This is a genomic window from Neptunomonas japonica JAMM 1380 (assembly GCF_016592555.1).
Taxonomy (GTDB): domain Bacteria; phylum Pseudomonadota; class Gammaproteobacteria; order Pseudomonadales; family Balneatricaceae; genus Neptunomonas; species Neptunomonas japonica_A.
The window spans coordinates 3,313,144-3,337,429 of the sequence record NZ_AP014546.1; the positions used below are offsets into that span (position 1 = coordinate 3,313,144).

A 24,286-nucleotide genomic window follows, 5' to 3' on the forward strand; every position below is an offset into this window, starting at 1 on the left:
CACTTAGGAGATCAAAGTTACAAGCTAGCTCTGATCTTCAAACCAAGTTCAGTGCTATAACCCATGCTCGACATCTCTATTTTACCTTCAGCGTTAATAATATAGTAAGTAGGAAAAGCCTTAATTTTATAAGCGCGGGCAATCTCAACATTCCCTAATAGTACGGGAATATCGATATCCAACCCCTTAACAAAGTCTGCAACTTCCTGCTCATCTCTATAATCCAAAGCAACAGCAACAACTGGCAACTCGCCTTCAAGGTGAGCGAGGTTGCCCATACTAAATTTGCAGATAGAGCACCAAGGTGCAAAAAAATAAATTAAGGAACGCTGGCCCTGTAAATAAATAGAACGTGTAGGAAGAGCTGCTAAAGGAGATGGCGCTAGAGACAATGCATCAGCATCATCTGCAAATGATGAATGAAGCGGCAACAATTCAAACATTGGAGCCGCTTCTTGTGTCGCTAAAAGATCTCTCTCTCGCCAAAGGGAGATACCAAAAAAATGGCAACGGCCACTAGTATCTCTATGCTCCAGCGGCCTATTTTTTTGATTATCTTACGCCTTACCTTTTAGACCCGATCTTCAGACTTTTTCTCTGCGCCGCCCAAGACTTCAGCCAAATTACTTTTAGACAGTTCACCTTTGAGGTTTCCTTCTTCATCAACTACTGGCAGTGAATAATCAGCATCCAATGTTTCCGGAATAACACTTTCCAACATAGCATCAGGTGAAATACTAGGTAGGTCTTCCCAGACGGTGTCATCCATCTCTTGAGAGGTCGAGGCATCATCACAACAAGCTTCAAGCGCATCCTGCGTAACTACACCTTGATATCCATCATCATTGACATAATAGCCATAGTCACCTTTGATCGCCTTCATTTGTATAAGCGCTTCTTCAATGGTATCTGCAGTAATACGTCGAGATGGCGGTTTCATAACGGTCTCAACCGTTAACGCTCTTGCCCGGTTAACATCTTTAACGAAAGCTTCTACATAGTCATTGGCAGGGTTAAGCAGAATTTCATCTGGTGTTCCTTGCTGGACCATTTCACCATCTTTTAAGATGGCAATACGGTCACCAATGCGTAAAGCCTCATCAAGGTCATGTGTAATAAAGATAATAGTTTTGTGCAGTGTATCCTGCAGCTCGATCAACTGATCCTGCATCTCACTACGAATGAGGGGATCTAAGGCAGAGAAAGCCTCATCCATTAACAGTATTTCAGCATCTGTACACAGAGCACGCGCTAACCCAACACGCTGCTGTTGCCCACCAGACAGTTGTGCAGGGTATTGTGCTTCATATCCAGCTAAACCAACCGTGTCTAACCACTCTTTAGCTTTAGCTGACCAAACAGCCTTGCTTTGCCCTTGAATAGACAAACCATAGCCAACATTTTCAAGCACTGTCCGGTGCGGCATTAAACCAAAGCGCTGAAATACCATCGACATTTTATGTCTTCTGAAATTCTCCAGCTCTTTAGGCTGAAGCTTCATGACATCGGTATTTTCTACTTTAATTACGCCTTCAGTAGGGTCAATCAAGCGATTGAAGTGACGAATGAGAGTCGATTTTCCTGAGCCTGACAAGCCCATGATGACAAAAATTTCACCTTTATTAATCGTCAAATTGATATCTTTTAAGCCTAACGTATGCCCCGTTTCAGCAAGAATATCGTCTTTTGAGCGCCCTTCATGCACCATTGGCATGACTGACTCTGGATTTTTACCAAAGACTTTATAAAGGCCTTCAATTGTAATTAGTGGTTCAGGCATTATCTATACCCTGCATATGTCGTTGGGTTCGTTTTGCATAAGCTTGTGAAACACGGTCAAAAATAATAGCAAGAGCAACAATTGCCAAGCCGTTAAACAAACCTAACGTAAAATATTGATTAGTGATCGATTTCAATACAGGCTGCCCTAAGCCTTTGACACCTATCATAGAGGCAATAACAACCATAGAAAGCGCCATCATAATCGTCTGATTAATACCTGCCATGATCGTGGGCATTGCTAAGGGTAGCTGAACACCAAACAATCGTTGAGTGGGATTTGCACCGTAAGCCGTAGCAGCTTCCATTACCTCAGAATCAACCAAACGTATTCCAAGATTAGTTAAACGAATAACAGGAGGGATTGCATAAATAATAACGGCGATAACACCCGGTATTTTTCCGATTCCCAGCAGCATAACCACGGGTATCAAATATACGAAAGCAGGCATCGTTTGCATGATATCTAACATAGGTGTAATAACACTACGAGCCTTATCGGAGCGTGCCATAACAATTCCTATAGGAATTCCTAAGCCAATAGCCATCAAGGTACAGACCGTGATGATGCTCAAAGTCCTCATGGTGTTATCCCACATCCCAAAATAACCAATAGCCAGGAATGAAACAACTACACCTAATGACAGCTTCCATGAACGACTTACTAAATAGACTAAACCGGCCACTGCGGCAACGACAATTATCCAAGGAGTTGTCAGAAGAAGCTTTTCAAACCAAACTAGAAAGGCAAGTAAAGGGTCAAACAAAGACTCAATAACTTCCCCGTACTCTCTGGAGAATTCACGATAAGCTGAATCCAACCCTTTACGAATTTCAAGTAGGTCTACACGGTCCATCTGGGGAAATTTTGTTAACCATGACGACTCAGCCATGCGGGCACCTCGGGGTTTCAAGCAGGAAGGACAAAGGCCAGCAAAAAGCTGGCCTGAATTTTAAGTTTTACAGGCTATCCAGTGCTTTTTGCACTTTGCCTGCAACATTCGCAGGAACCCATTTCATCCAATCATCTTTGTTATTGGTCAGGTAATACTCCATCGCCACATCACCATCTGCTTGGTTATCTTCCATCCAAGCAAGCAGTTCGTTCATCTTGTCATTCTTAAATGAACGCTTTGATAGGTAATCGTAAGCCGCAGGAGATTTAGCTGCAAAACTCTCTGTAGTGACGGTTTGTACTAGCGAAGGCGGGTACATTGTAACTTTAGGCTCAAGGCAATCTATATTTGATGAACAGTTAATAAACTCTTCTTTATCTACGCCTGATCCAAAGTCAACTTTAACCATTTTGTACTTACCAAGTACGGCGGTAGGTGCCCAATAATATCCAAACCATGGTTCCTGACGCGCGAAGGCTTTAGCTATTGAACCGGACAAACCAGCACCTGAACCTGGATCAATCAGATCAAACCCTGCATCTTTCAGTTTTAGAGCAGAAAATATATTTCCTGAAGAAATCTGGCAATTCCACCCAGCTGGACAGCCATAAAACGCGGATTGGTCCGGGTCTTCTGGGTGCTTAAACATCGCGGCACTTTTAATAACACCTTCGATTGTTGCCAAGCTCGGATCTTTATCTACCATATACTGAGGAACCCAAAAACCTTCCTCACCGCCATCAGATAACGAATTACCCGCAAAACGTAAACGCTTCTCAGCCACACCTTTATCTAAGGCGTCCTTCATAGAGTTACTCCACATTTCTGGAGCAATATCTGGTTCACCTTTTTCGATCATGGCGGTACCTGTTGGCATGGTATCGCCAGGAACAAGCTCGGCTTCACAACCATAGCCATTCTCAAGGATAAAACGGTCAATATTGGCGATCAAACTGGCAGAGCTCCAGTTCATATCTGCAATGGTGACTTTTCCACAACTAGTATCAGCTTGCGTAAAAGCACTCGCAAGCAACAGCGGCACTGCCATTAACATCGGCTTCATTGATTTCATATATTTATTATTCCCTGAATTTGACCTCTAAGACAATATACTTTACACATCTAATGATTACATCTCAAATTATTATTCTTGTCATAATCCAGTATTTTTATATAATGCAACCTCTGACTTCTTGGGATTAACTATGAATACCACTCCGTACTGGCAAGAAGTCTTAGTATCACTTCGCAGGATTATTCGCGCCACTGACATGCAGTCTAAACGCATCATGAAAACCTGCGGGTTAACTATTCCTCAGGTCATGGTATTGCGCGCTATTGCTACACTAGGCGACGTTACTGTTAAAAGAATTTCTGATGATGTTTCGCTAAGCCAAGCAACAGTGACAACGATTCTTAATCGTCTTGAAGACCGCAAGTTCGTTGAACGTGTAAGAAGCATAAAAGATAGACGAATTGTCAATGCACGGCTAACAGAGTCAGGCAAAGCAACACTGACATCAGCTCCGCCTCTTCTGCACGAAGAGTTTATAAATCGCTTTGAAAGTTTGGATGATCAAGGAAAGATTAAAATTCTCTCTTCCTTGCAACAGGTAGCAACAATGATGGATGCAGAATCTATCGATGCAGCGCCCCTACTTGATATAGCAGCTCCGGCAAAAGATTCTATTCCAGAAGAAAAGTAAGGTAGCTTTAAGCGGACTCGGCTACTGCAAAAGCGACTACGTAATCTTGCTCATCACTATAGGAAATATGCATAGTCGCAATACCTTGGCGCTTTGCATGTTCTTGAGCCCCCGCTGACAGCGTAACTTCAGGCTTACCTAGATCATTATTAATAATCTCAATATGCTGCCAACTAACACCACGCCCTATACCGGTACCCAAGGCTTTGACAATGGCCTCTTTTGCTGCAAAACGCTTTGCAAAAAATGATACGCCAACACTTGATTGCTCGTAAGAATCTAACTCTGATGGTGTTAGTACCCGCTTAGCCAAGCCCGGCGTACGCTTAAGCGCATTGCGGGCTCGTTCAAGTTGCAAGATATCGGTACCTATACCGCGAATCATTTTACTAATATCATTTAAGTAAGGCATCTCGCTGATGCTGCACACGCGCTTGTGTGCTTTGCATTAACTTACGCATTTCAGATACGGCTTCTTTTAAACCAACGAAAACAGCTCGAGCAATAATCCCATGCCCTATATTGAGCTCATTAAGTTGAGGAATCTCGGCAATCTGCTCAACGTTATGATAGTGCAAACCATGGCCTGCGTTTACGATTAGGCCTTTTTCGTAAGCATAAGCGGCTGCTTTTTGAATACGCTCAAGCTCAAACTTCTGGGCTTGAGAGTTATCAGCATCGGCATAAGCACCAGTATGCAATTCAATCACTGGAGCGCCACAAGCTATCGTCGCATCAATCTGAGCATTGTCAGGGTCAATAAAAAGCGACACTTCAATTTGATTAGCGGCTAAGCGCTGTGTCGCTGATTTAATCTTTTCTAACTGCCCTACAACATCCAAACCGCCTTCTGTCGTTAGCTCTTCACGCTTTTCTGGCACTAAGCAGCAGTGCGATGGCTTTACTTCAGATGCGATAGCAATCATCTCTTCCGTCACAGCCATTTCAAAATTCATACGCGTTTGCAGCGTATCTTTGAGCATGTAGATATCACGATCCTGAATGTGGCGTCTATCTTCGCGCAAATGAACGGTAATACCATCTGCACCGGCTTCTTCTGCTAAGGCGGCAGCCAATACGGTATCGGGGTAACGTGTCCCTCTTGCTTGTCGCAGAGTCGCCACATGATCAATGTTTATACCTAAAAGCAAACGGCTTGGCTCAACCACAATTTTTCCTCATTGTTTCTTAAAGAGTGTTCGGCTATGTAAAGGCCGACCCGCGAGTAAATGATCTATCGCTAAACGCATCAAGCGTTTAGCTGATTGCCGAACTTCAGGCCCATCATAACAATCCTCATCGATAGCCAGAAGATCTTTTCCATGAAAACAGCGGTTACGATCGCCTTCAGCTATTTTTTTAACTACTTTAAACTGCCATGTAGTCACATCAAACAAGTAAACCTGGTCAGCAGAAATAGCAGCCATAGATAACCCGTAACCGGTTTCTGCTAATAAACGATGCTCAAAAGTACGTAAAGCACCTTCAATATCTTGACCTGAAACTAACTCATTTAGAACATACTGGTAATAAACATAAAGACGGGGATGGGAGTCGAAAGGTAATAATAGACGCTGCATCATTTCATTGACATAGATGCCGCACATCAAAGCACTACCCTGAAGTATCCCATTCATACCGACAGGTTCTGCTTGTGTCAGTGTTTTAAGCTCTTGTCGCCCACGCAAAGCAATTTGAAGAGGAACAAAAGGTTGCAAAACACCGCGTAATTTAGAGCCTGGGCGGCGTGCTCCTTTTACGACAGCACTAATTCGCCCCTGCTCCAACGTAAAAAGATCGACTAAAGCGCTCGTTTCAAGATAGGGGCGAGAATGAAGTACATAGGCCGCTTGCGCATCAACCTTGTGATTCATTATTCGCCATGGTCATAACCAAGACTACGTAACGCACGCTCATCATCCGCCCAACCACGGCGAACTTTCACCCAGAGTTTCAACATGACTTTGCAGTCAAACAAGCTTTCAATATCAAGACGAGCATCTCGGCCGATCGTTTTCATTCGATCACCTTTATCGCCGATAATGATTTTCTTCTGGCCATCTCTCTCAACTAAAACAAGTGCACTAATCGTTAATAAAGAGCCGTCATGTTCAAATTGCTCAATTTCAACAGTAGCGCCATAAGGTACTTCATCACCTACATTACGCATCAGTTTTTCACGAACAATTTCAGCGACCATGAAACGAGAACTTCGATTCGTCAGCTGGTCTTCAGGGTAATGATGTATACCTTCAGGCATATAGCTGCAGATGATTTCTTCAAGCTTATCTACATTAGTACCGCTTTTCGCCGATATAGGGATAATATCAGCAAAGCTCATCTTCTCAGATAACACGCCCAATTGAGGTAGCAATGAAGACTTATCAGCGAGCTGATCGACTTTGTTAACGACTAAGACAACTGGACACTTCGCATGCTTCACCTTATCAAGTACGATCTGATCTTCTTCAGTCCAAGCCGTCCTATCAACGAGAAACAATACTAAATCAACACCACGTAAAGCTTCTGACGCCGTCTTATTCATATAGCGATTGAGTGCTTTATTCTGCTCTTTGTGCAATCCCGGTGTGTCAACAAACATAATCTGAAGATCATCAATAGTCTTGATACCGAGTATTTGATGACGTGTTGTCTGAGGTTTTTTCGAGGTAATGCTAAGCTTTTGACCTAACATAAAGTTCATTAGTGTTGATTTACCCATATTAGGGCGACCAACAATCGCAACAAAACCACAACGTTGCTCATCAGCACTATCATTTTTAGGCTGAATCCAGCTTTGCATATCTTCACTCATTTTCCCACCTCTTCTAGTTGAAGAAGGGCTGACTTAGCAGCTTCTTGCTCCGCTTGTCGTCGACTATTTCCTACACCCTCAGTTGGATTCTCCAACGGTTCTATATTACAAAGAATGTAAAAAGTTTGCGCATGAGCCTCACCGTCCACATTTGTCAGTTGGTAATCTGGTAAGGGTAAACGCCGAGATTGCAGGTATTCTTGCAAGCGTGTTTTTGAATCTTTAAGCGCTTCATCAATATCAAGCTTGTTTAGACGCTCTTCAAACCAGCCTAAAATAAACCCTCGAACAATTTCAAGGTCACTATCTAAGTAAATAGCACCAATCAAAGCTTCTACACCATCAGCTAAAATTGAGTCACGACGAAAGCCACCGCTTTTGAGCTCACCAGGGCCAAGTCGCAAATAATCGCCGAGCTTAAGCTCACGAGCAATTTCAGCAAGTGTTTCACCCTTAACCATACTGGCGCGCAAACGGCTTAACTGTCCTTCGCGTGCATTAGGAAAGCGCTGAAAAAGGTCATCGGCTATGACAAAATTAACAATAGAGTCACCAAGAAATTCAAGGCGTTCATTGTTCTTTTTTCCACAGCTTCGATGTGTTAATGCTAACTCACAATAAGCTATATCGTTAAAGGTATAACCGAGTCGGCGTGTAAGGTCTGGTATTGGCTTAATCAAGGTATTACTGCTTCATAAGATTCTGAGAATTTAACAACGGCATCAACATTAAAAAACATTGGTAGCCGAGTTTCATACTGTAAATTAAAGGTTAAGACGCCTTTATCATTCACAATGGTTAATGCTTCTTGCGTTGGCAAACTGACTTGGTTGATATACAAGCGTTTATTAACATCATTTTTAATAGTCGCTATCGGCTTACGCAACACATCATAATCCTGTGTAATGTTCTCAACCACAGACTTAATTGTCATATGGTCCAGATAAGGTTGGTAGATTTTGAATGCTGTTGCCAACAAACTACCGGCCATCATCAGTACTATTAACATACCAAAAAACGAGGCACCTTTTTCTTGTTTACACATTATGTCCACCATTTCGTCGGATATTAACGGATAGCACGCATCGCCGTAACATCAGGAACACTGAAGAAAGTAGGCCAATGCATCCAAACAGCGAAGGCTTTACCCACCAATAACTCATCTGGGACAAATCCCCAATAACGGCTATCATTGCTGTTATCTCGGTTATCTCCCATCACAAAATATTGGCCTTCAGGAACCGTCCATTCACCACTTCTGTTGGGTGCTTTAATATCAGTATAGATTTCATGTGCAACATCGCCCAACTTTTCATTATAAAGTAGGATTTCAGGTGCTCTAGGTGGTAATTGAGCCAATAAATCCTGCATTTGAGGCTCGCCATTTACATAAATGATCTTATCCTGGTAGCGAATAACATCACCTGGCAAGCCAACAACTCGCTTAATGTAATTAACGGCAGGATCATTCGGATATTTAAAAACAACCACATCACCACGAACAGGGTCATTGATAGGAACAACTTTTGCGTTCACTACCGGCAAACGTAAACCATAGTGGTATTTATTCACAAGAATAAAGTCACCAATTTGTAGCGTTGGTAACATTGAACCTGAAGGAATTTGAAAAGGCTCTACCAAGAAAGACCTAACCACCAAAACCACAGCAAGCACAGGAAACATTGATTTAGAAAAGTCGGCCCACCATGACAACCTAGTCACAGTTTCTTTCACATCTTCAGGCAACTCCCCTCCAGCCGCTTGCTCTGCGGCCAGCAAAGTAGACTTTCTACCCCCGGCAAACAGTAATGTATCTAACAGCCATAAAACACCTGTCACAAAAGTGGCCAGTACCAAAATTAGCGCAAAATCAAAATTCATGGTTCTTCCTTAACTATCCATTTTCAATACAGCGAGGAATGCTTCCTGTGGAATATCCACACTACCAACCCGCTTCATGCGCTTTTTACCTTCTTTCTGTTTCTGAAGAAGTTTCTTCTTACGACTTACATCTCCGCCATAGCATTTTGCAATAACGTTTTTACGTAACGCTTTAACTGAAGTTCGAGCTATGATCTTCCCACCTAGTGCTGCCTGAATAGCTACATCAAACATTTGTCGAGGTATAAGCTCTTTCATTTTTTCGCATAATATACGGCCTCGGTACTGTGCATTGTCTTTGTGTAGGATCAACGCAAGAGCATCAACTTTTTCACTGTTGATTAGCACATCCATACGTACTAAACCGGCAGGTTCAAAGCGAACGAAGTTATATTCGAGAGAAGCATATCCACGACTCACTGACTTCAAGCGATCAAAAAAATCCAAAACCACTTCAGCCATCGGAAGCTCATAAGTTACTTGAACTTGCTGACCAATAAATTGCAGGTTTTTTTGCACACCACGCTTCTCTACACACAAACCAATCACTTGACCAAGGTAGGTGCTAGGCACCAGGATATTAGCTAGAACAATGGGTTCACGCATTTCTTGGACACGTGCAGGATCTGGCAACTTAGATGGGCTATCAATGTGTATAACATCGCCAGTATTCAGGACTATTTCATAAATAACAGTCGGTGCAGTCGTAATTAAATCTAGGTCATACTCTCGCTCCAGACGCTCTTGAATGATCTCCATATGAAGCATTCCAAGAAACCCACAACGAAAACCAAAACCTAATGCATCAGATGTTTCCGGTTCAAAAAATAGAGAAGCGTCGTTCAAAGTTAGCTTATCAAGCGCATCTCTGAAATCTTCATAGTCATCTGAGCTGGTTGGGAAAAGTCCAGCATATACCTGTGGTTGTACTTTCTTAAATCCAGGTAGTACAGATACGTCAGGTGTTTTCACATGGGTAATCGTGTCCCCAACTGGAGCACCATGAATATCTTTAATTCCCGCTACAACATAGCCAACTTCACCCGCTTTGAGTATTCCTGTTTCTTTACGTTTTGGTGTGAAAATACCAACAGAGTCAACCTGCTGAGTTTGCCCTGTAGATTTAAGCAGGATTTTATCTTTTTTCCGCAAGGTTCCATTTTTGACACGAACCAGCGATACAACACCTAAGTAGTTATCAAACCATGAATCAATAATCAGAGCCTGAAGAGGCGCATCAACATCACCTTCAGGGGCTGGAATAGTTTCTACTAATGCTTCAAGTACATCATCAATACCCATGCCGCTTTTAGCAGAGCAAGCAATTGCATCCGTGGCGTCAATACCTATAACTTCTTCAATCTCATGACGAACACGTTCTGGTTCAGCTTGAGGCAGATCCATCTTGTTCAAAATAGGCAACACTTCTAGACCTTGCTCTAATGCGGTGTAGCAATTTGCAACAGACTGAGCTTCCACCCCTTGAGCTGCATCCACAACTAAAAGAGCACCTTCGCAAGCCGCTAATGATCGCGATACTTCATACGAGAAGTCTACGTGCCCTGGCGTGTCAATGAAATTCAACTGATAAGTGATACCATCTTTGGCCGTGTAATCTAAGGTTACACTTTGCGCTTTGATAGTAATGCCGCGCTCTTTTTCTAGCTCCATTGAGTCAAGAACTTGCGCAGCCATCTCTCGTGATGACAGACCACCACATGTTTGGATGAAGCGGTCAGCTAAGGTGGACTTACCATGATCAATATGGGCAATAATAGAAAAATTGCGAATGTGCTCGATGTTACTCACGATATATAATTCTCAGGCGCTTGAAACGATTAGCGAAGCTTGCGAAAAAGGCGCAAGTTTAACGTATTTATGGAGTTTCGGCTATCTTAACAACCCGAATAGTGCAATCACTTGTAGATACAAAAACACCCCATACGGGGTGTTTTATAGTGAATTTATTTTTCTTCAGTGCTTGCCCAGCTTAAGAGGTATAAATAAAGGGCTACCTCTACGAACTATTCTCATGGGAACAGAGCGCCCTTCGGGCAAATCATTTACTAATGAAACGAAATGTTTGACTGACTCAACACGCTTACCATTTAAAATGGTAATAATATCACCAGCAACAAGCCCTGCGTTAGCACCTGCCCCGTTCAAAACCTTATCTATGGCAATACCATTTCGAATATTCCACTTATTTTTTTGCTGTTCGGTTAGCTCAGTTACGACCACATTTAAACGGTTACTTTCTGGTTCAGAAGAAATACGGTTAGAAGCTTTTAACGGGGCTTCGCCATCAGACAAAGTACCAATTTTTGTAGGTATCGTTTTACTCTTACCAGCCCTGATAATGCCCAGTTTAACATTACTTCCTGGCACAACCCTTCCCACCTGATGAGGCAGGTCAGAAGATAAGTTAATCACTTTGCCGTTAAATTTCAGAATAATATCGCCATCCTGTAAACCAGCCGCTTCAGCGGGGCTGCCGGGTAGTACTTTAGCCACTAATGCCCCTGCGGGTTTATCTAAGCCAAAAGATTCAGCCAAATCTTTGTTAACTTCTTGAATCACAACACCTAACCAACCTCTTGTAACAAAACCGTCTGACTTTAACTGCGTTGAAACATTCATCGCAACATCAATTGGAATAGCAAAAGACAGCCCCATAAACCCACCAGAACGTGTATATATCTGTGAGTTAATACCCACGACTTCACCATCCAGGTTAAACAAGGGCCCACCTGAATTACCCGGGTTAATTGCAACATCAGTTTGAATAAATGGTACATAGGTCTCGTTTTCTAATGCCCGACCTGTCGCGCTTACTATTCCGGCTGTAACAGTATGATCAAAGCCAAATGGAGAACCAATAGCCAACACCCACTCTCCTGCTTCCAGTTTTGAGGAGTCTCCAAACTTAGCAACAGGTAGGTTTTTTGCGTCAATTTTCAAAAGAGCCACATCAGAGCGCTCATCAGATCCAACAACCTCAGCTTCTAGCTCACGACGATCGTTAAGCCTAACAAGAACTTGATCAGCTCCTTTAATCACGTGGTGATTTGTCAATATATATCCATCGGTACTGATAATAAAACCAGAGCCCAAGGATTGAGGCGCTTTTTGAGAAGGTGAGTCAGGTGCTTGATTTGGGTTTGGAAAGCGAAAAAAGTGACGAAATATTTCAGGAATTTCTTCGCCATTAGGCCCCTGAAAATCAAAGCTAGGCCCCCCTTGTCGTGACCTTTTTTGAATAGTGCTGATATTAACGACTGCTGGAGCAGCCTTCTTTACCAAATTTTTAAAGTCAGGTAACTCAGCCTGTACAGGCATTATAACGAGCGACAAAAAAAAGAAAGACGCAATCACAAAACGTTTCATGACTCTACTACCCTTGTATCATTAAGCAATATTCGAAGTAAAACAGGCTTATACTGGCAACTTTTTTCAAGCTGTCGACCCAACAGGCGAGCTCCTATAAAACCAACAACAAGTCCTACGAATGAAAAAATTATGGTCGAGACCTCCGTGCCGATCCAACGATTCGCCAAGCCTCCCAATAGCAGCATCACAACCAACGGTAATAAATACATTAAAGCTGACGCTTTCAAAAAGCTACCTTCATCAATTCCGACAACAACCTTATCGCCAATACCTACATCAAGACCATGAGGGTTATCTATTTCTAATTGTGTCATCTTAGAAGATGCCCACTCTGAAATAGCTTTTTGACCGCAACTATGTCGAGCTTGGCACTGCCCACAAGCCGAGCTCCGAAAAGACTCTATTAATACCCGACCTGCGGTTGTGCTTACAACCGTTGCATTCTCTTCAATCATAATTACCGTACAGCTTTCACTGATTCAGCAATACGATCTGCTATCATCAGCGGAACATCTCCTACTACAGTAATAAAACCATCCGCCTTTACTCGCCCTACAGCGACAATGTTATTTGCTTGTACAACACCTGCCGGCACACTTTGACGCCCAAGCGGTTCAACACTAATCGACACTGAATGTTTTCCATCAGAAAAAACCATCACTTCTGCATGAGGCATAACTTCATGGCGTACTTGCGCAAAACCTTCTGGCAACCAATGTGTTTGCCATGCAGGCTGGCTTGAACTCAACAGATGACGGTGCTGGTCAATATAACGGTTAAGCCCTTGCGAAAGCCTGATAACTTCCGGCTCACCACCATCAACCGCCGCACTTTGCTGTCTAGGGTAATTACTACTATATTGAGCCCTAACAAAATCCTTTGAAGCCTGCATGCTAGGAATGGTGTAGGCCTGTCGCAACGAAGTATCCACCGTACCATCCGGCATAAATTGCTGCCCGCCTAAAATAACCACCGCCGTCACTGACGCTGCCATTGCCATACTAGCAACAGGTTTCCACCAAGCATGAGATACACTATGTTCTTCAACTTCCGGGACGTCCAAATCTAGCTGAAGGTCTTCACCATCTAATGCAGCACTCACTCTTGAAACTAAATCAACATTGATAGTTTCTTGAAAGACTTTTCCACCATGCATCACTTGCTGTGCAAGATGGTAACGCTGCCATTTATCCACAGAGGGCCCATTGGTAGGGTTTTGCCCATCCTGGATTCGGGCCAGCATCCGACGTAATTCAAAAGACGATACTTCGCCATCCATTGCCGCCGAAAGCGACTCGCAAGACTCATCGCTCATTTTATTACCCTCATCATTTGAACATCATGTATAAGCACCCGACACATCAATCCATCAGTGGCGCTATCTCTTTATCAATTGCTTCTCTTGCTCTAAAGATACGAGACCGAACGGTCCCCACAGGACAATCCATCACAGCTGCAATATCTTCGTAGCTCATACCGTCAAACTCACGCAATGTTAACGCTGCACGTAAATCTTGAGGCAACTGATCCAACGCTTTTTTAAGGACAGACTCTAACTCGTCTCTAAATAGACTGTTTTCAGGGTTCTCAAGTTCCCTTAATTCATCACCACCATCAAAATATTCTGCATCAGCAACATCCACATCCACATCAGGTGTCCGCCGGCTTCTAGAAACCAAATGATTTTTTGCAGTATTGATGGCAATTCTGTACAGCCATGTATAAAAAGCACTGTCGCCTCTGAAGCGCGGCAACGCACGATAAGCTTTAATAAAAGCTTCTTGTGCTATATCCATAGCCTCGTGATGGTCGTAAACATACCGACTCACTAAGCCAATTATTTTATGTTGATATTTACCAACCAAAAGATCAAAGGCACGCTTATCTCCTGCCTGAACTCTCTCCACAAGCTGCTGGTCAATATCCGTCTGGCTTTCACTCGACACTACAAATCCTTATCACCAATAAGAACAAAAACCTACCCGAAAACTACGGACACTAGAAACAGCTCAGTATGTAACTGGATACTATTTAAATGCAACCTAATGACACTTTAAACGTTCAACAATAAGACTTAGCAGCTTTTGAAAAGTTCATTAAAAAACAGCAGATAAAATATATGACGAATTCATAAAGAAAGCTGCATAATAGGCTGCTCGATGAATCGGTATAAATGTGATTAGCATGCAACAAGAATTTGATGTCCTAATAATAGGAAGTGGCGCTGCAGGTTTATCTTTAGCTTTACGCTTAGCAGATACAGCCAAAGTAGCCGTACTTAGCAAAGGTAGCTTAACGAGCGGGTCTACATGGTTAGCACAAGGTGGTATAGCCGCAGTTCTCGATGAGAGCGACCTTATCCAAGACCATGTCTCTGACACTCTTACGGCCGGAGCCCACTTAAGCCACAATGATGCCGTTGAGTTCACTGTCAAAAACGGCAAGCGATCCATCGAGTGGCTAATCAACCAAGGTGTCCCTTTCACACGAGATGGTCCAAGCTACCACCTAACAAAAGAGGGAGGGCACTCTCACAGACGAATAATTCATGCGGCTGATGCAACAGGAAGAGCGGTGCAAGAAACACTCGTCAAGCGAGCTCAGGAACACGAATCAATTCACCTATTTGAGTACTGTACTGCAGTAGATTTAATTACCAGACGTAAATTAAAACATGCACACAACCGCTGCTTAGGCGCCTATGTTCTCGATTCGTCTACGGGGCATGTCAATGTATTCAAAGCAAAATATGTTGTTTTAGCGACAGGGGGGGCATCCAAAGCTTACTTATATACCAGTAATTCTGATGGTTCTAGCGGGGATGGAATAGCGATGGCTTGGCGCTCAGGCTGTCGAGTTGCCAATATGGAATTCAACCAATTCCATCCTACTTGCTTATACCACCCCCAAGCGAAATCTTTCCTCATTACCGAAGCCGTTCGCGGGGAAGGAGGAAAACTGTTACTGCCTGACGGAACTCCCTTTATGGAGCAGTTCGACGAACGGGCAGAACTAGCGCCGCGCGATATCGTAGCCAGAGCAATTGATCATGAAATGAAACGCCTCGGATCAGATTGTTTGTACCTTGATATATCCCATAAACCTCAAGCTTTTATTCTTGAGCATTTCCCCACGATTTATGACCGTTGTTTAAAATTAGGCATTGATATATCCAAAGACCCTATCCCTGTAGTACCCGCCGCTCATTATACATGCGGAGGCGTAATGACCAACCAACAGGGACATACGGACTTAAATGCACTTTACGCTATTGGAGAAACGTCTTTTACCGGTTTACACGGGGCTAATAGATTAGCATCAAACTCATTACTTGAATGCTTAGTTTTTGCTGAATCAGCCGCTAATGACATACTAGCAAGGTTTGAAGAAAAACTTGATACCGTAGATGTTCCTGACTGGGATGAATCCCAAGTAACCGATTCAGATGAAGATGTTATTATTTCTCACAATTGGGACGAACTCAGGCGCTTCATGTGGGATTATGTAGGAATAGTCAGAACAAACAAAAGACTCCGCAGAGCTAAACACCGCGTCGACCTATTACAACAGGAAATTACTGAATACTATTCAAATTATAAAATCAGTAAAGACCTATTAGAACTACGTAATCTAGCATCCGTTTCTGATTTGATTATACGCTCTGCTGCGCTTCGCAAAGAAAGCCGTGGATTACATTACACTTTGGACTACCCGAAACAAGGACCCGAAGCACGAGACACTATACTTACGCCCATCAATTTTGAATGGCCTCAGTAGCGTTTAAGGACATCTTCCCTAAACGCAGTGCGACTCTCAAACGCCTATATTCTCCGCTCGATACTGAGTCTGGAAAAACGCATACATATATAGACTTTCCAGATACAGGTTTTACTTTAAAGAAGCATAACCCCGGAAGCAGGTGAACTTGTTCTATTTGTTCACCCGCTACCCAACCCCTGCTTTTACACAACAACTTCATCACAGAGCGATCCAAATCCCAAACTACTCGCAGAACAGATACCGAGTGAAATAACAGAGATAACGTTAAAGCAGCCCAGAGGGCAAGCACAGAAACTTGCAGCAACCCTCTAGCACCTGAGTAGAGTACAGCAAGCAATGCAACCACACTGCAGAAACCACAAAAAAAATAGAAGTTTCGTGATGGCGTTATATCTAGACTAAGAGGGCTGAACACGATCTAAAATAATGCGTACGATTCGGTGCAAATCAGGATCTTCTGGCACCTCTCTTTCCATTAACCATAAAAATAGATCTTGATCCTCGCAGGCCAACAACCTTACAAAATGATCTTTGTCTTCTTCAGATAGACCTCGGAATGCATCTTTAACAAACGGTACAAATAAAACATCAAGCTCCAACATACCGCGACGGCTTTGCCAGGCTAAGCGGCGAATATCTTCTTCAGAATACATATCAACTCAAATCTATCTATTTAGGGTGTGGCTATTTAACACCAATATAAAGTACTTAAATAGTCCGTTTCGTCATTTTCTACAATTTTCTGATCACACATTCCCGATTAAACCTATCTTAGCCTCCTTAAATCGCAGGCATAAAAAAACCCTGATCACGAAGTGATCAGGGTTCTCTATTAAAAGCTTGGCGATGACCTACTCTCACATGGGGAGACCCCACACTACCATCGGCGCTAAAACGTTTCACTTCTGAGTTCGGGATGGGATCAGGTGGTTCCATTTCGCTATGGTCGCCAAGCATAAACTGTCACAACATGGATTTGATGAAGGCTTTTCTTTGTCTTGGTCTATTCACAAGCACTACTCTGTAATCTTATCTTTACTACATGCTTCCCACACGCCTTTGGCGTTATATGGTCAAGCCTCACGAGCAATTAGTACTGGTTAGCTCAACGCCTCGCAGCGCTTCCACACCCAGCCTATCAACGTCTTAGTCTTAAACGGCTCTTTAGGGGAATCAAGTTCCCAGCGAGATCTCATCTTGAAGGGGGCTTCCCGCTTAGATGCTTTCAGCGGTTATCCCGTCCGAACGTAGCTACCCGGCAATGCCACTGGCGTGACAACCGGAACACCAGAGGTTCGTTCACTCCGGTCCTCTCGTACTAGGAGCAACTCTTCTCAAATCTCAAACGCCCACGGCAGATAGGGACCGAACTGTCTCACGACGTTCTAAACCCAGCTCGCGTACCACTTTAAATGGCGAACAGCCATACCCTTGGGACCGGCTTCAGCCCCAGGATGTGATGAGCCGACATCGAGGTGCCAAACTCCCCCGTCGATGTGAACTCTTGGGAGGAATCAGCCTGTTATCCCCGGAGTACCTTTTATCCGTTGAGCGATGGCCCTTCCATACAGAACCACCGGATCACTAGCACCTACTTTCGTACCTGCTCGACGTGTCTGTCTCGCAGTTAAGCACCCTTATGCGCTTGCACTCAATGCATGATTTCCGACCATGCTGAGGGTACCTTCGTGCTCCTCCGTTACTCTTTGGGAGGAGACCGCCCCAGTCAAACTACCCACCACACAATGTCCTCGATCCCGATTAGGGAACAGAGTTAGAACCTCAACAGTACCAGGCTGGTATTTCAAGATTGGCTCCACACGATCTAGCGACCATGCTTCAAAGCCTCCCAGCTATCCTACACAAGTAATGTCAAAGTCCACTGTGAAGCTATAGTAAAGGTTCACGGGGTCTTTCCGTCTAGCCGCGGGTACGCTGCATCTTCACAGCGATTTCAATTTCACTGAGTCTCGGGTGGAGACAGTGTGGCCATCGTTACGCCATTCGTGCAGGTCGGAACTTACCCGACAAGGAATTTCGCTACCTTAGGACCGTTATAGTTACGGCCGCCGTTTACCGGGGCTTCGATCAAGAGCTTCGCCGAAGCTAACCCCATCAATTAACCTTCCGGCACCGGGCAGGCGTCACACCCTATACGTCCACTTTCGTGTTTGCAGAGTGCTATGTTTTTAATAAACAGTCGCAGCCACCTGGTATCTTCGACTGCCAGCAGCTTAGAGCGTAAAGCTCATCACCGCCAGCAGCGTGCCTTCTCCCGAAGTTACGGCACCATTTTGCCTAGTTCCTTCACCCGAGTTCTCTCATGCGCCTTAGTATTCTCTACCTGACCACCTGTGTCGGTTTGGGGTACGGTTCGTTATAACCTGAAGCTTAGAAGCTTTTCCTGGAAGCATGGCATCAACAACTTCAGTCCTCAAGGGACCTCGTCATCGGTTCTCAGTCTTATAAGAGCCCGGATTTACCTAAGCTCTAAACCTACTACCTTAAACGCGGACAACCAACGCCGCGCTTGCCTAGCCTTCTCCGTCCCTCCATCGCAGTTATAACCAGTACGGGAATATTAACCCGTTTCCCATCGACTACGCATCTCTGCCTCGCCTTAGGGGCCGACTCACCCTGCCTCGAATAGCGTTGGACAGGAACCCTTGGTCTTCCGGCGGGGAGGTTTTTCACCTCCCTTATCGTTACTCATGTCAGCATTCGCACTTCTGATACCTCCACGGTGCCTCCCGGCTTCCGCTTCAACGGCTTACAGAACGCTCCTCTACCATGCCATAAATGGCATCCGCAGCTTCGGTGTCTAGTTTTAGCCCCGTTATATCTTCCGCGCAGGCCGACTCGACTAGTGAGCTATTACGCTTTCTTTAAAGGGTGGCTGCTTCTAAGCCAACCTCCTAGCTGTCTAAGCCTTCCCACATCGTTTCCCACTTAACTAGAACTTTGGGACCTTAGCTGGCGGTCTGGGTTGTTTCCCTTTTCACGACGGACGTTAGCACCCGCCGTGTGTCTCCCGTGATTGCACTCATTGGTATTCGGAGTTTGCATCGGGTTGGTAAGTCGGGATGACCCCCTAGCCGAAACAGTGCTCTACCCCCAATGGTGAGACACGAGGCGCTACCTAAATAGCTTTCGAGGAGAACCAGCTATCTCCGAGCTTGATTAGCCTTTCACTCCGATCCACAGGTCATCCGCTGGCTTTTCAACGACAGTCGGTTCGGTCCTCCAGTTGATGTTACTCAACCTTCAACCTGCCCATGGATAGATCGCTCGGTTTCGGGTCTAATCCCAGCAACTATACGCCCTATTAAGACTCGGTTTCCCTACGCCTCCCCTAAACGGTTAAGCTTGCTACTGAAATTAAGTCGCTGACCCATTATACAAAAGGTACGCAGTCACGGTCTCAAGGACCGCTCCCACTGCTTGTACGTACACGGTTTCAGGATCTATTTCACTCCCCTCACAGGGGTTCTTTTCGCCTTTCCCTCACGGTACTGGTTCACTATCGGTCAGTCAGGAGTATTTAGCCTTGGAGGATGGTCCCCCCATATTCAGACAGGATATCACGTGTCCCGTCCTACTCGATTTCATTGAAAATAGGTTTTCGCATACGGGGCTATCACCCACTACGGCCACACTTTCCAGTGTGTTCTGCTAACCACATCTCAACTTAAGGGCTGTTCCCCGTTCGCTCGCCGCTACTTAGGGAATCTCGGTTGATTTCTTTTCCTCCGGGTACTTAGATGTTTCAGTTCCCCGGGTTCGCCTCTAAACACCTATGTATTCAGTGTAAAGATACTCTATAAATAGAGTGGGTTTCCCCATTCAGAAATGTGAGGATCAAAGCTTGTTTACCAGCTCCCCTCACCTTATCGCAGGTTACAACGTCTTTCATCGCCTCTGACTGCCAAGGCATCCACCGTGCACGCTTTGTCACTTGACCATATAACCCGAAGGCGTCTGGCAAGAAACATGTTCTCGTAACGATAAAATTACTTTTGGCGCTTGTGTTTAAACAAGACTTTCTTTCATCAAATCCACATTGTTAAAGAGCGTTTAAAGCAAAAAGCTTTAAATGCTACACTCAAAAGATAATAAAACTCTCTTAAATATAATATTTAAAACTTTGTAGTAATGGTGGAGCTATGCGGGATCGAACCGCAGACCTCCTGCGTGCAAGGCAGGCGCTCTCCCAGCTGAGCTATAGCCCCATTATTGTGAGTATTGACACACTATCGATTTCTTGACCAATCGTGAAATTGGTAGGCCTGAGTGGACTTGAACCACCGACCTCACCCTTATCAGGGGTGCGCTCTAACCAGCTGAGCTACAAGCCTATCGCAGCGGTCACTTGGCAGACACCAAGTCACTCGTTTGCTCTCTTTACTTCGGTCAGATAATTCGTGTGAACGCTGTGCCAGAACTCGGCTTATCGTTTAAGGAGGTGATCCAGCCGCAGGTTCCCCTACGGCTACCTTGTTACGACTTCACCCCAGTCATGAACCACACCGTGGTAAACGTCCCCCCGAAGGTTAGACTATCTACTTCTGGTGCAATCCACTCCCATGGTGTGACGGGCGGTGTGTACAAGGCCCGGGAACGTATTCACCGTGGCATTCTGATCCACGATTACTAGCGATTCCGACTTCACGGAGTCGAGTTGCAGACTCCGATCCGGACTACGACCGGTTTTGTGAGATTAGCTTACCTTCGCAGGTTTGCAGCCCTCTGTACCGGCCATTGTAGCACGTGTGTAGCCCTACTCGTAAGGGCCATGATGACTTGACGTCGTCCCCACCTTCCTCCGGTTTGTCACCGGCAGTCTCCTTAGAGTTCCCACCATTACGTGCTGGCAAATAAGGACAAGGGTTGCGCTCGTTACGGGACTTAACCCAACATTTCACAACACGAGCTGACGACAGCCATGCAGCACCTGTCTCAGAGTTCCCGAAGGCACCAAGCTATCTCTAGCGAGTTCTCTGGATGTCAAGAGTAGGTAAGGTTCTTCGCGTTGCTTCGAATTAAACCACATGCTCCACCGCTTGTGCGGGCCCCCGTCAATTCATTTGAGTTTTAATCTTGCGACCGTACTCCCCAGGCGGTCAACTTATCGCGTTAGCTGCGCCACTAAAGAATCAAGTTCCCCAACGGCTAGTTGACATCGTTTACGGCGTGGACTACCAGGGTATCTAATCCTGTTTGCTCCCCACGCTTTCGCACCTCAGCGTCAGTATCAGACCAGGTGGCCGCCTTCGCCACTGATGTTCCTTCCTATATCTACGCATTTCACCGCTACACAGGAAATTCCACCACCCTCTTCTGTACTCTAGCTTGGCAGTATCAGGTGCAATTCCCAGGTTGAGCCCGGGGCTTTCACATCTGACTGACCAAGCCGCCTACGCGCGCTTTACGCCCAGTAATTCCGATTAACGCTCGGACCCTCCGTATTACCGCGGCTGCTGGCACGGAGTTAGCCGGTCCTTCTTCTGTTGCTAACGTCACAGATGTTACGTATTAAGTAACACCCTTTCCTCACAACTGAAAGTGCTTTACAACCCGAAGGCCTTCTTCACACACGCGGCATGGCTGCATCAGGGTTTCCCCCATTGTGCAATATTCCCCACTGCTGCCTCCCGTAGGAGTCTGGGCCGTGTCTCAGTCCCAGTGTGGCTGATCATCCTCTCAGACCAGCTAGAGATCGTCGCCTTGGTGAGCCTTTACCTCACCAACAAGCTAATCTCACGCAGGCTCATCTGATAGCGAAAGGTCCGAAGATCCCCTCCTTTCCCCCGTAGGGCGTATGCGGTATTAATCCAAATTTCTCTGGGCTATCCCCCACTACCAGGCAGATTCCTACGCGTTACTCACCCGTCCGCCGCTCGTCAGCAAAGTAGCAAGCTACTCTCTGTTACCGCTCGACTTGCATGTGTTAAGCCTGCCGCCAGCGTTCAATCTGAGCCATGATCAAACTCTTCAGTTTAAAATCATTGGTAATTTATCAATACCGGAGTATTAACAACTACCTAAATCTAGCTCAGGTTTTGCTAACTAAAAAACTTTATAAAACGTATGTTTCATTCTGTTCGTTAGGTTGCTTATCCTGATAAAGCTTTTGTAGCTTCGTCCTGACAAGCGCCCACACGAATTATCTGACCAATCTGTTAAAGAGCGCTTGAACGTGTCGTTCAAGTGAGGCGCATATTCTACCGAACGCCTCGCTGGTGTCAACCTTTATTTTGCAACTTTCTGAAACTCATTTGGCTGCAAAGCTCGACTCCAACTACTGACCTGAAATCTTTGAAAAGATGTTAATTATCAAAGCGTTAAAAACCAGTATCTTCTCATCTCAACCCGCCTTTTTGGCGGCATCCTTGGGAAGAGGTGCGCATTCTACAGACACCCCAAAAGGAGTCAACACCCTAGCCTAAAAAAAGTCATTTATTTGTCATAAAAGCCCTAAAACAACAAAGACGCCACGAGGGCGCCTTTATTATGATTTTTTTTACCGCGAATACATATTATAAATGCTGCCAAGCAACCTCATCTCAACAAGCGTTATGACTGCAGCTTCTAATCAGAATAACGAGATTATTTCTTACGCCCTTTCTTTATTTCTTTTACATGCTTTTGAAAACGCACTTTTTTTCTCTGCTGCCTTGGCGTCAGAGTGTTACGCTTTCCTGCAAACGGATTTTCACCTGTTTTAAACTCAAATCTCACGGGCGTCCCGTGTATGCGAAGCACTTTTATAAACTTATTTTTCAAATAGCGCTTATAAGACTCAGGCAAATGCTCTGTACGATTACCGTGCACAACAATAATGGGCGGGTTTGAGCCACCTTGGTGAGCATAACGCAACTTTATACGACGACCAGCGACTTGAGGAGGCTGGTGATCCGCAACAATATCCTCAAGCAAAAGAGTTAAGCGATGCGTCGCCCATTTAGCCATTGCACTTTCATATGCCTCATTAATAGATGCATACATCTCGCCTACGCCACTGCCGTATAATGCCGAGATAAAGTGAAAACGTGCAAACTCAGCAAATCCAAGTCGGCGGTGAATTTGCTCTTTTACTTCTTTCTTATCTTCATCAGTCATACCATCCCATTTATTGAGAGCTATCACTAAAGCACGCCCCGTCTCCAGAACAAAACCAAGCATGTGCAAATCCTGATCACTTAAACCTTGGCGCGCATCAATTACCAAGACAACCACATTGGCATCTTTTATAGCCTGCAATGTTTTAATGATTGAGAACTTTTCCACTACCTCTTTAATATTTTTCCTGCGCCTTACACCTGCCGTGTCAATCAGCGTATAGGCCTGGCCATCACGCTCATAGGGAATATAAATACTATCACGCGTCGTTCCTGCCTCATCGAAAACAATAACACGGTCTTCGCCCAAGAGACGGTTGACCAATGTTGACTTACCCACATTAGGTCGCCCTACAATGGCTATACGCACACTATCATCACGGCCATCGAATGGCATATCGACATCTTCAAAACTCGACAAGCACTCTTCAGTTAATACTGTGACCCCACGGTTATGTGCTGCAGCAATAGGTAAAGGCTCTCCCATACCGACGGTATGAAAATCAGACATAGCAATATCAGGATCGAGCCCATCGGTTTTATTAACAACCAGATAAACTCTCTTTTCAGTTCTTCGTAAGTGCTCAGCAATCATTGAGTCTGCGGGCATCAACCCTGCCCGACCATCAACCATAAAGAAAATTACGTCAGCTTCTTCAATAGCCTGCAAAGATTGCTGCGCCATTTCATGATCAATACCTTGTTCATCACCGGTAATCCCCCCGGTATCAATAACAATGTATGCCTGCTCACCGATCTGCCCCTCACCGTATTTACGATCACGGGTCACACCTGGCATATCTGCAACAAGTGCATCCCGACTCTTAGTCATTCGGTTAAATAAAGTAGACTTTCCAACGTTGGGACGACCAACCAGTGCAATAACAGGTAGCATTAAGTATTACCAAAAAATTAAATAGC

At 44.7% G+C, this 24,286-nt stretch carries 21 protein-coding genes, 2 tRNA genes and 3 rRNA genes; 2 read left to right on the plus strand and 24 right to left on the minus strand.

Annotated elements, in window-relative coordinates; translation table 11 throughout:
* Positions 1-17 precede the first annotated feature (17 nt).
* The 4 genes from NEJAP_RS15575 to NEJAP_RS15590 all read right to left on the minus strand — a co-directional run bounded on the left by NEJAP_RS15575 (position 18) and on the right by NEJAP_RS15590 (position 3,747).
* A complete protein-coding gene (locus NEJAP_RS15575; RefSeq protein ID WP_201348098.1) occupies positions 18-443 on the minus strand; it encodes a TlpA disulfide reductase family protein in 426 nt (141 codons plus the stop codon).
* Between the two features lie 128 nt (positions 444-571).
* Complete coding sequence (locus tag NEJAP_RS15580) at positions 572-1,780, minus strand: quaternary amine ABC transporter ATP-binding protein (RefSeq protein WP_201348099.1); 1,209 nt, start codon at positions 1,778-1,780, stop codon at positions 572-574.
* Entirely contained in the window at positions 1,773-2,672 is a 900-nt protein-coding gene (locus NEJAP_RS15585) for an ABC transporter permease (protein WP_201348100.1), read from the minus strand. Before NEJAP_RS15585 ends, NEJAP_RS15580 begins: the two co-directional genes overlap by 8 nt.
* A 67-nt stretch (positions 2,673-2,739) precedes the next feature.
* Positions 2,740-3,747 (minus strand): ABC transporter substrate-binding protein, encoded by a 1,008-nt coding sequence (locus NEJAP_RS15590; protein ID WP_201348101.1) that lies wholly within the window; start codon positions 3,745-3,747, stop codon positions 2,740-2,742.
* A 133-nt stretch (positions 3,748-3,880) separates the two neighbouring features.
* Between NEJAP_RS15590 and NEJAP_RS15595 the strand changes: the two genes are divergently transcribed.
* Positions 3,881-4,381 (plus strand): MarR family winged helix-turn-helix transcriptional regulator, encoded by a 501-nt coding sequence (locus NEJAP_RS15595; protein WP_028470289.1) that lies wholly within the window; start codon positions 3,881-3,883, stop codon positions 4,379-4,381.
* 7 nt (positions 4,382-4,388) lie between these two features.
* Here NEJAP_RS15595 and acpS read toward each other — a convergent pair whose 3' ends face one another.
* The 12 genes from acpS to rpoE form a co-directional block, all read right to left on the minus strand.
* The gene (gene acpS / locus NEJAP_RS15600) at positions 4,389-4,793 is read right to left on the minus strand and encodes a holo-ACP synthase (protein ID WP_329610911.1); all 405 of its coding nucleotides are present in this window, start codon (positions 4,791-4,793) and stop codon (positions 4,389-4,391) included.
* A complete protein-coding gene (gene pdxJ, locus NEJAP_RS15605; RefSeq protein WP_201348102.1) occupies positions 4,777-5,550 on the minus strand; it encodes a pyridoxine 5'-phosphate synthase in 774 nt (257 codons plus the stop codon). The genes acpS and pdxJ overlap by 17 nt, the downstream gene beginning before the upstream one ends.
* A gap of 9 nt (positions 5,551-5,559) precedes the next feature.
* On the minus strand, positions 5,560-6,255 hold the full coding sequence (gene recO / locus NEJAP_RS15610; RefSeq protein WP_201348103.1) for a DNA repair protein RecO: 696 nt from the start codon (positions 6,253-6,255) through the stop codon (positions 5,560-5,562).
* Positions 6,255-7,196, minus strand: a complete 942-nt coding sequence (gene era, locus NEJAP_RS15615; protein WP_201348104.1) for a GTPase Era — start codon at positions 7,194-7,196, stop codon at positions 6,255-6,257. The genes recO and era overlap by 1 nt, the downstream gene beginning before the upstream one ends.
* Positions 7,193-7,876 (minus strand): ribonuclease III, encoded by a 684-nt coding sequence (gene rnc / locus NEJAP_RS15620; protein WP_201348105.1) that lies wholly within the window; start codon positions 7,874-7,876, stop codon positions 7,193-7,195. Before rnc ends, era begins: the two co-directional genes overlap by 4 nt.
* Positions 7,873-8,241, minus strand: coding sequence for a DUF4845 domain-containing protein (locus NEJAP_RS15625; protein ID WP_201348106.1), 369 nt, complete (start codon positions 8,239-8,241; stop codon positions 7,873-7,875). The genes rnc and NEJAP_RS15625 overlap by 4 nt, the downstream gene beginning before the upstream one ends.
* Positions 8,242-8,264: 23 nt before the next feature.
* A complete protein-coding gene (gene lepB / locus NEJAP_RS15630; protein ID WP_201348107.1) occupies positions 8,265-9,077 on the minus strand; it encodes a signal peptidase I in 813 nt (270 codons plus the stop codon).
* Positions 9,078-9,086: 9 nt separating this feature from the next.
* A complete protein-coding gene (lepA, locus tag NEJAP_RS15635) occupies positions 9,087-10,877 on the minus strand; it encodes a translation elongation factor 4 (protein ID WP_419197854.1) in 1,791 nt (596 codons plus the stop codon).
* Positions 10,878-11,051: 174 nt separating this feature from the next.
* Positions 11,052-12,464: a DegQ family serine endoprotease gene (locus tag NEJAP_RS15640; protein ID WP_201348109.1), complete on the minus strand. Its 1,413-nt coding sequence runs from the start codon at positions 12,462-12,464 to the stop codon at positions 11,052-11,054.
* Positions 12,461-12,922: a SoxR reducing system RseC family protein gene (locus NEJAP_RS15645; RefSeq protein WP_201348110.1), complete on the minus strand. Its 462-nt coding sequence runs from the start codon at positions 12,920-12,922 to the stop codon at positions 12,461-12,463. The genes NEJAP_RS15640 and NEJAP_RS15645 overlap by 4 nt, the downstream gene beginning before the upstream one ends.
* Positions 12,923-12,924: 2 nt before the next feature.
* The gene (locus NEJAP_RS15650; protein ID WP_201348111.1) at positions 12,925-13,782 is read right to left on the minus strand and encodes a MucB/RseB C-terminal domain-containing protein; all 858 of its coding nucleotides are present in this window, start codon (positions 13,780-13,782) and stop codon (positions 12,925-12,927) included.
* Positions 13,783-13,828: 46 nt separating this feature from the next.
* A complete protein-coding gene (rpoE, locus tag NEJAP_RS15655; RefSeq protein ID WP_201348112.1) occupies positions 13,829-14,413 on the minus strand; it encodes an RNA polymerase sigma factor RpoE in 585 nt (194 codons plus the stop codon).
* 238 nt (positions 14,414-14,651) lie between these two features.
* On the opposite strand from rpoE, the gene nadB reads away from it, so the two are divergent.
* Positions 14,652-16,244, plus strand: a complete 1,593-nt coding sequence (gene nadB, locus NEJAP_RS15660) for an L-aspartate oxidase (RefSeq protein WP_236590961.1) — start codon at positions 14,652-14,654, stop codon at positions 16,242-16,244.
* Here the strand turns inward: nadB and NEJAP_RS19560 are convergent.
* The 8 genes from NEJAP_RS19560 to der form a co-directional block, all read right to left on the minus strand.
* Positions 16,222-16,662, minus strand: coding sequence for a protein YgfX (locus NEJAP_RS19560; protein ID WP_419197825.1), 441 nt, complete (start codon positions 16,660-16,662; stop codon positions 16,222-16,224). The two genes, nadB and NEJAP_RS19560, sit on opposite strands and share 23 nt — an antisense overlap.
* Complete coding sequence (locus tag NEJAP_RS15665) at positions 16,646-16,900, minus strand: succinate dehydrogenase assembly factor 2 (RefSeq protein ID WP_201348113.1); 255 nt, start codon at positions 16,898-16,900, stop codon at positions 16,646-16,648. Before NEJAP_RS15665 ends, NEJAP_RS19560 begins: the two co-directional genes overlap by 17 nt.
* 185 nt (positions 16,901-17,085) lie before the next feature.
* Positions 17,086-17,201, minus strand: a 5S ribosomal RNA gene (gene rrf / locus NEJAP_RS15670).
* Positions 17,202-17,316: 115 nt separating this feature from the next.
* A 23S ribosomal RNA gene (locus NEJAP_RS15675) occupies positions 17,317-20,208 on the minus strand.
* Positions 20,209-20,400: 192 nt separating this feature from the next.
* Positions 20,401-20,476, minus strand: a tRNA-Ala gene (locus NEJAP_RS15680).
* A 49-nt stretch (positions 20,477-20,525) separates the two neighbouring features.
* Positions 20,526-20,602, minus strand: a tRNA-Ile gene (locus NEJAP_RS15685).
* 100 nt (positions 20,603-20,702) lie between these two features.
* Positions 20,703-22,245 (minus strand): 16S ribosomal RNA (locus NEJAP_RS15690).
* The 16S, 23S and 5S rRNA genes sit together here with 2 tRNA genes alongside, the layout of an rRNA operon.
* Before the next feature lie 608 nt (positions 22,246-22,853).
* Positions 22,854-24,260 (minus strand): ribosome biogenesis GTPase Der, encoded by a 1,407-nt coding sequence (gene der, locus NEJAP_RS15695; protein ID WP_201348114.1) that lies wholly within the window; start codon positions 24,258-24,260, stop codon positions 22,854-22,856.
* Positions 24,261-24,286 lie beyond the last annotated feature (26 nt).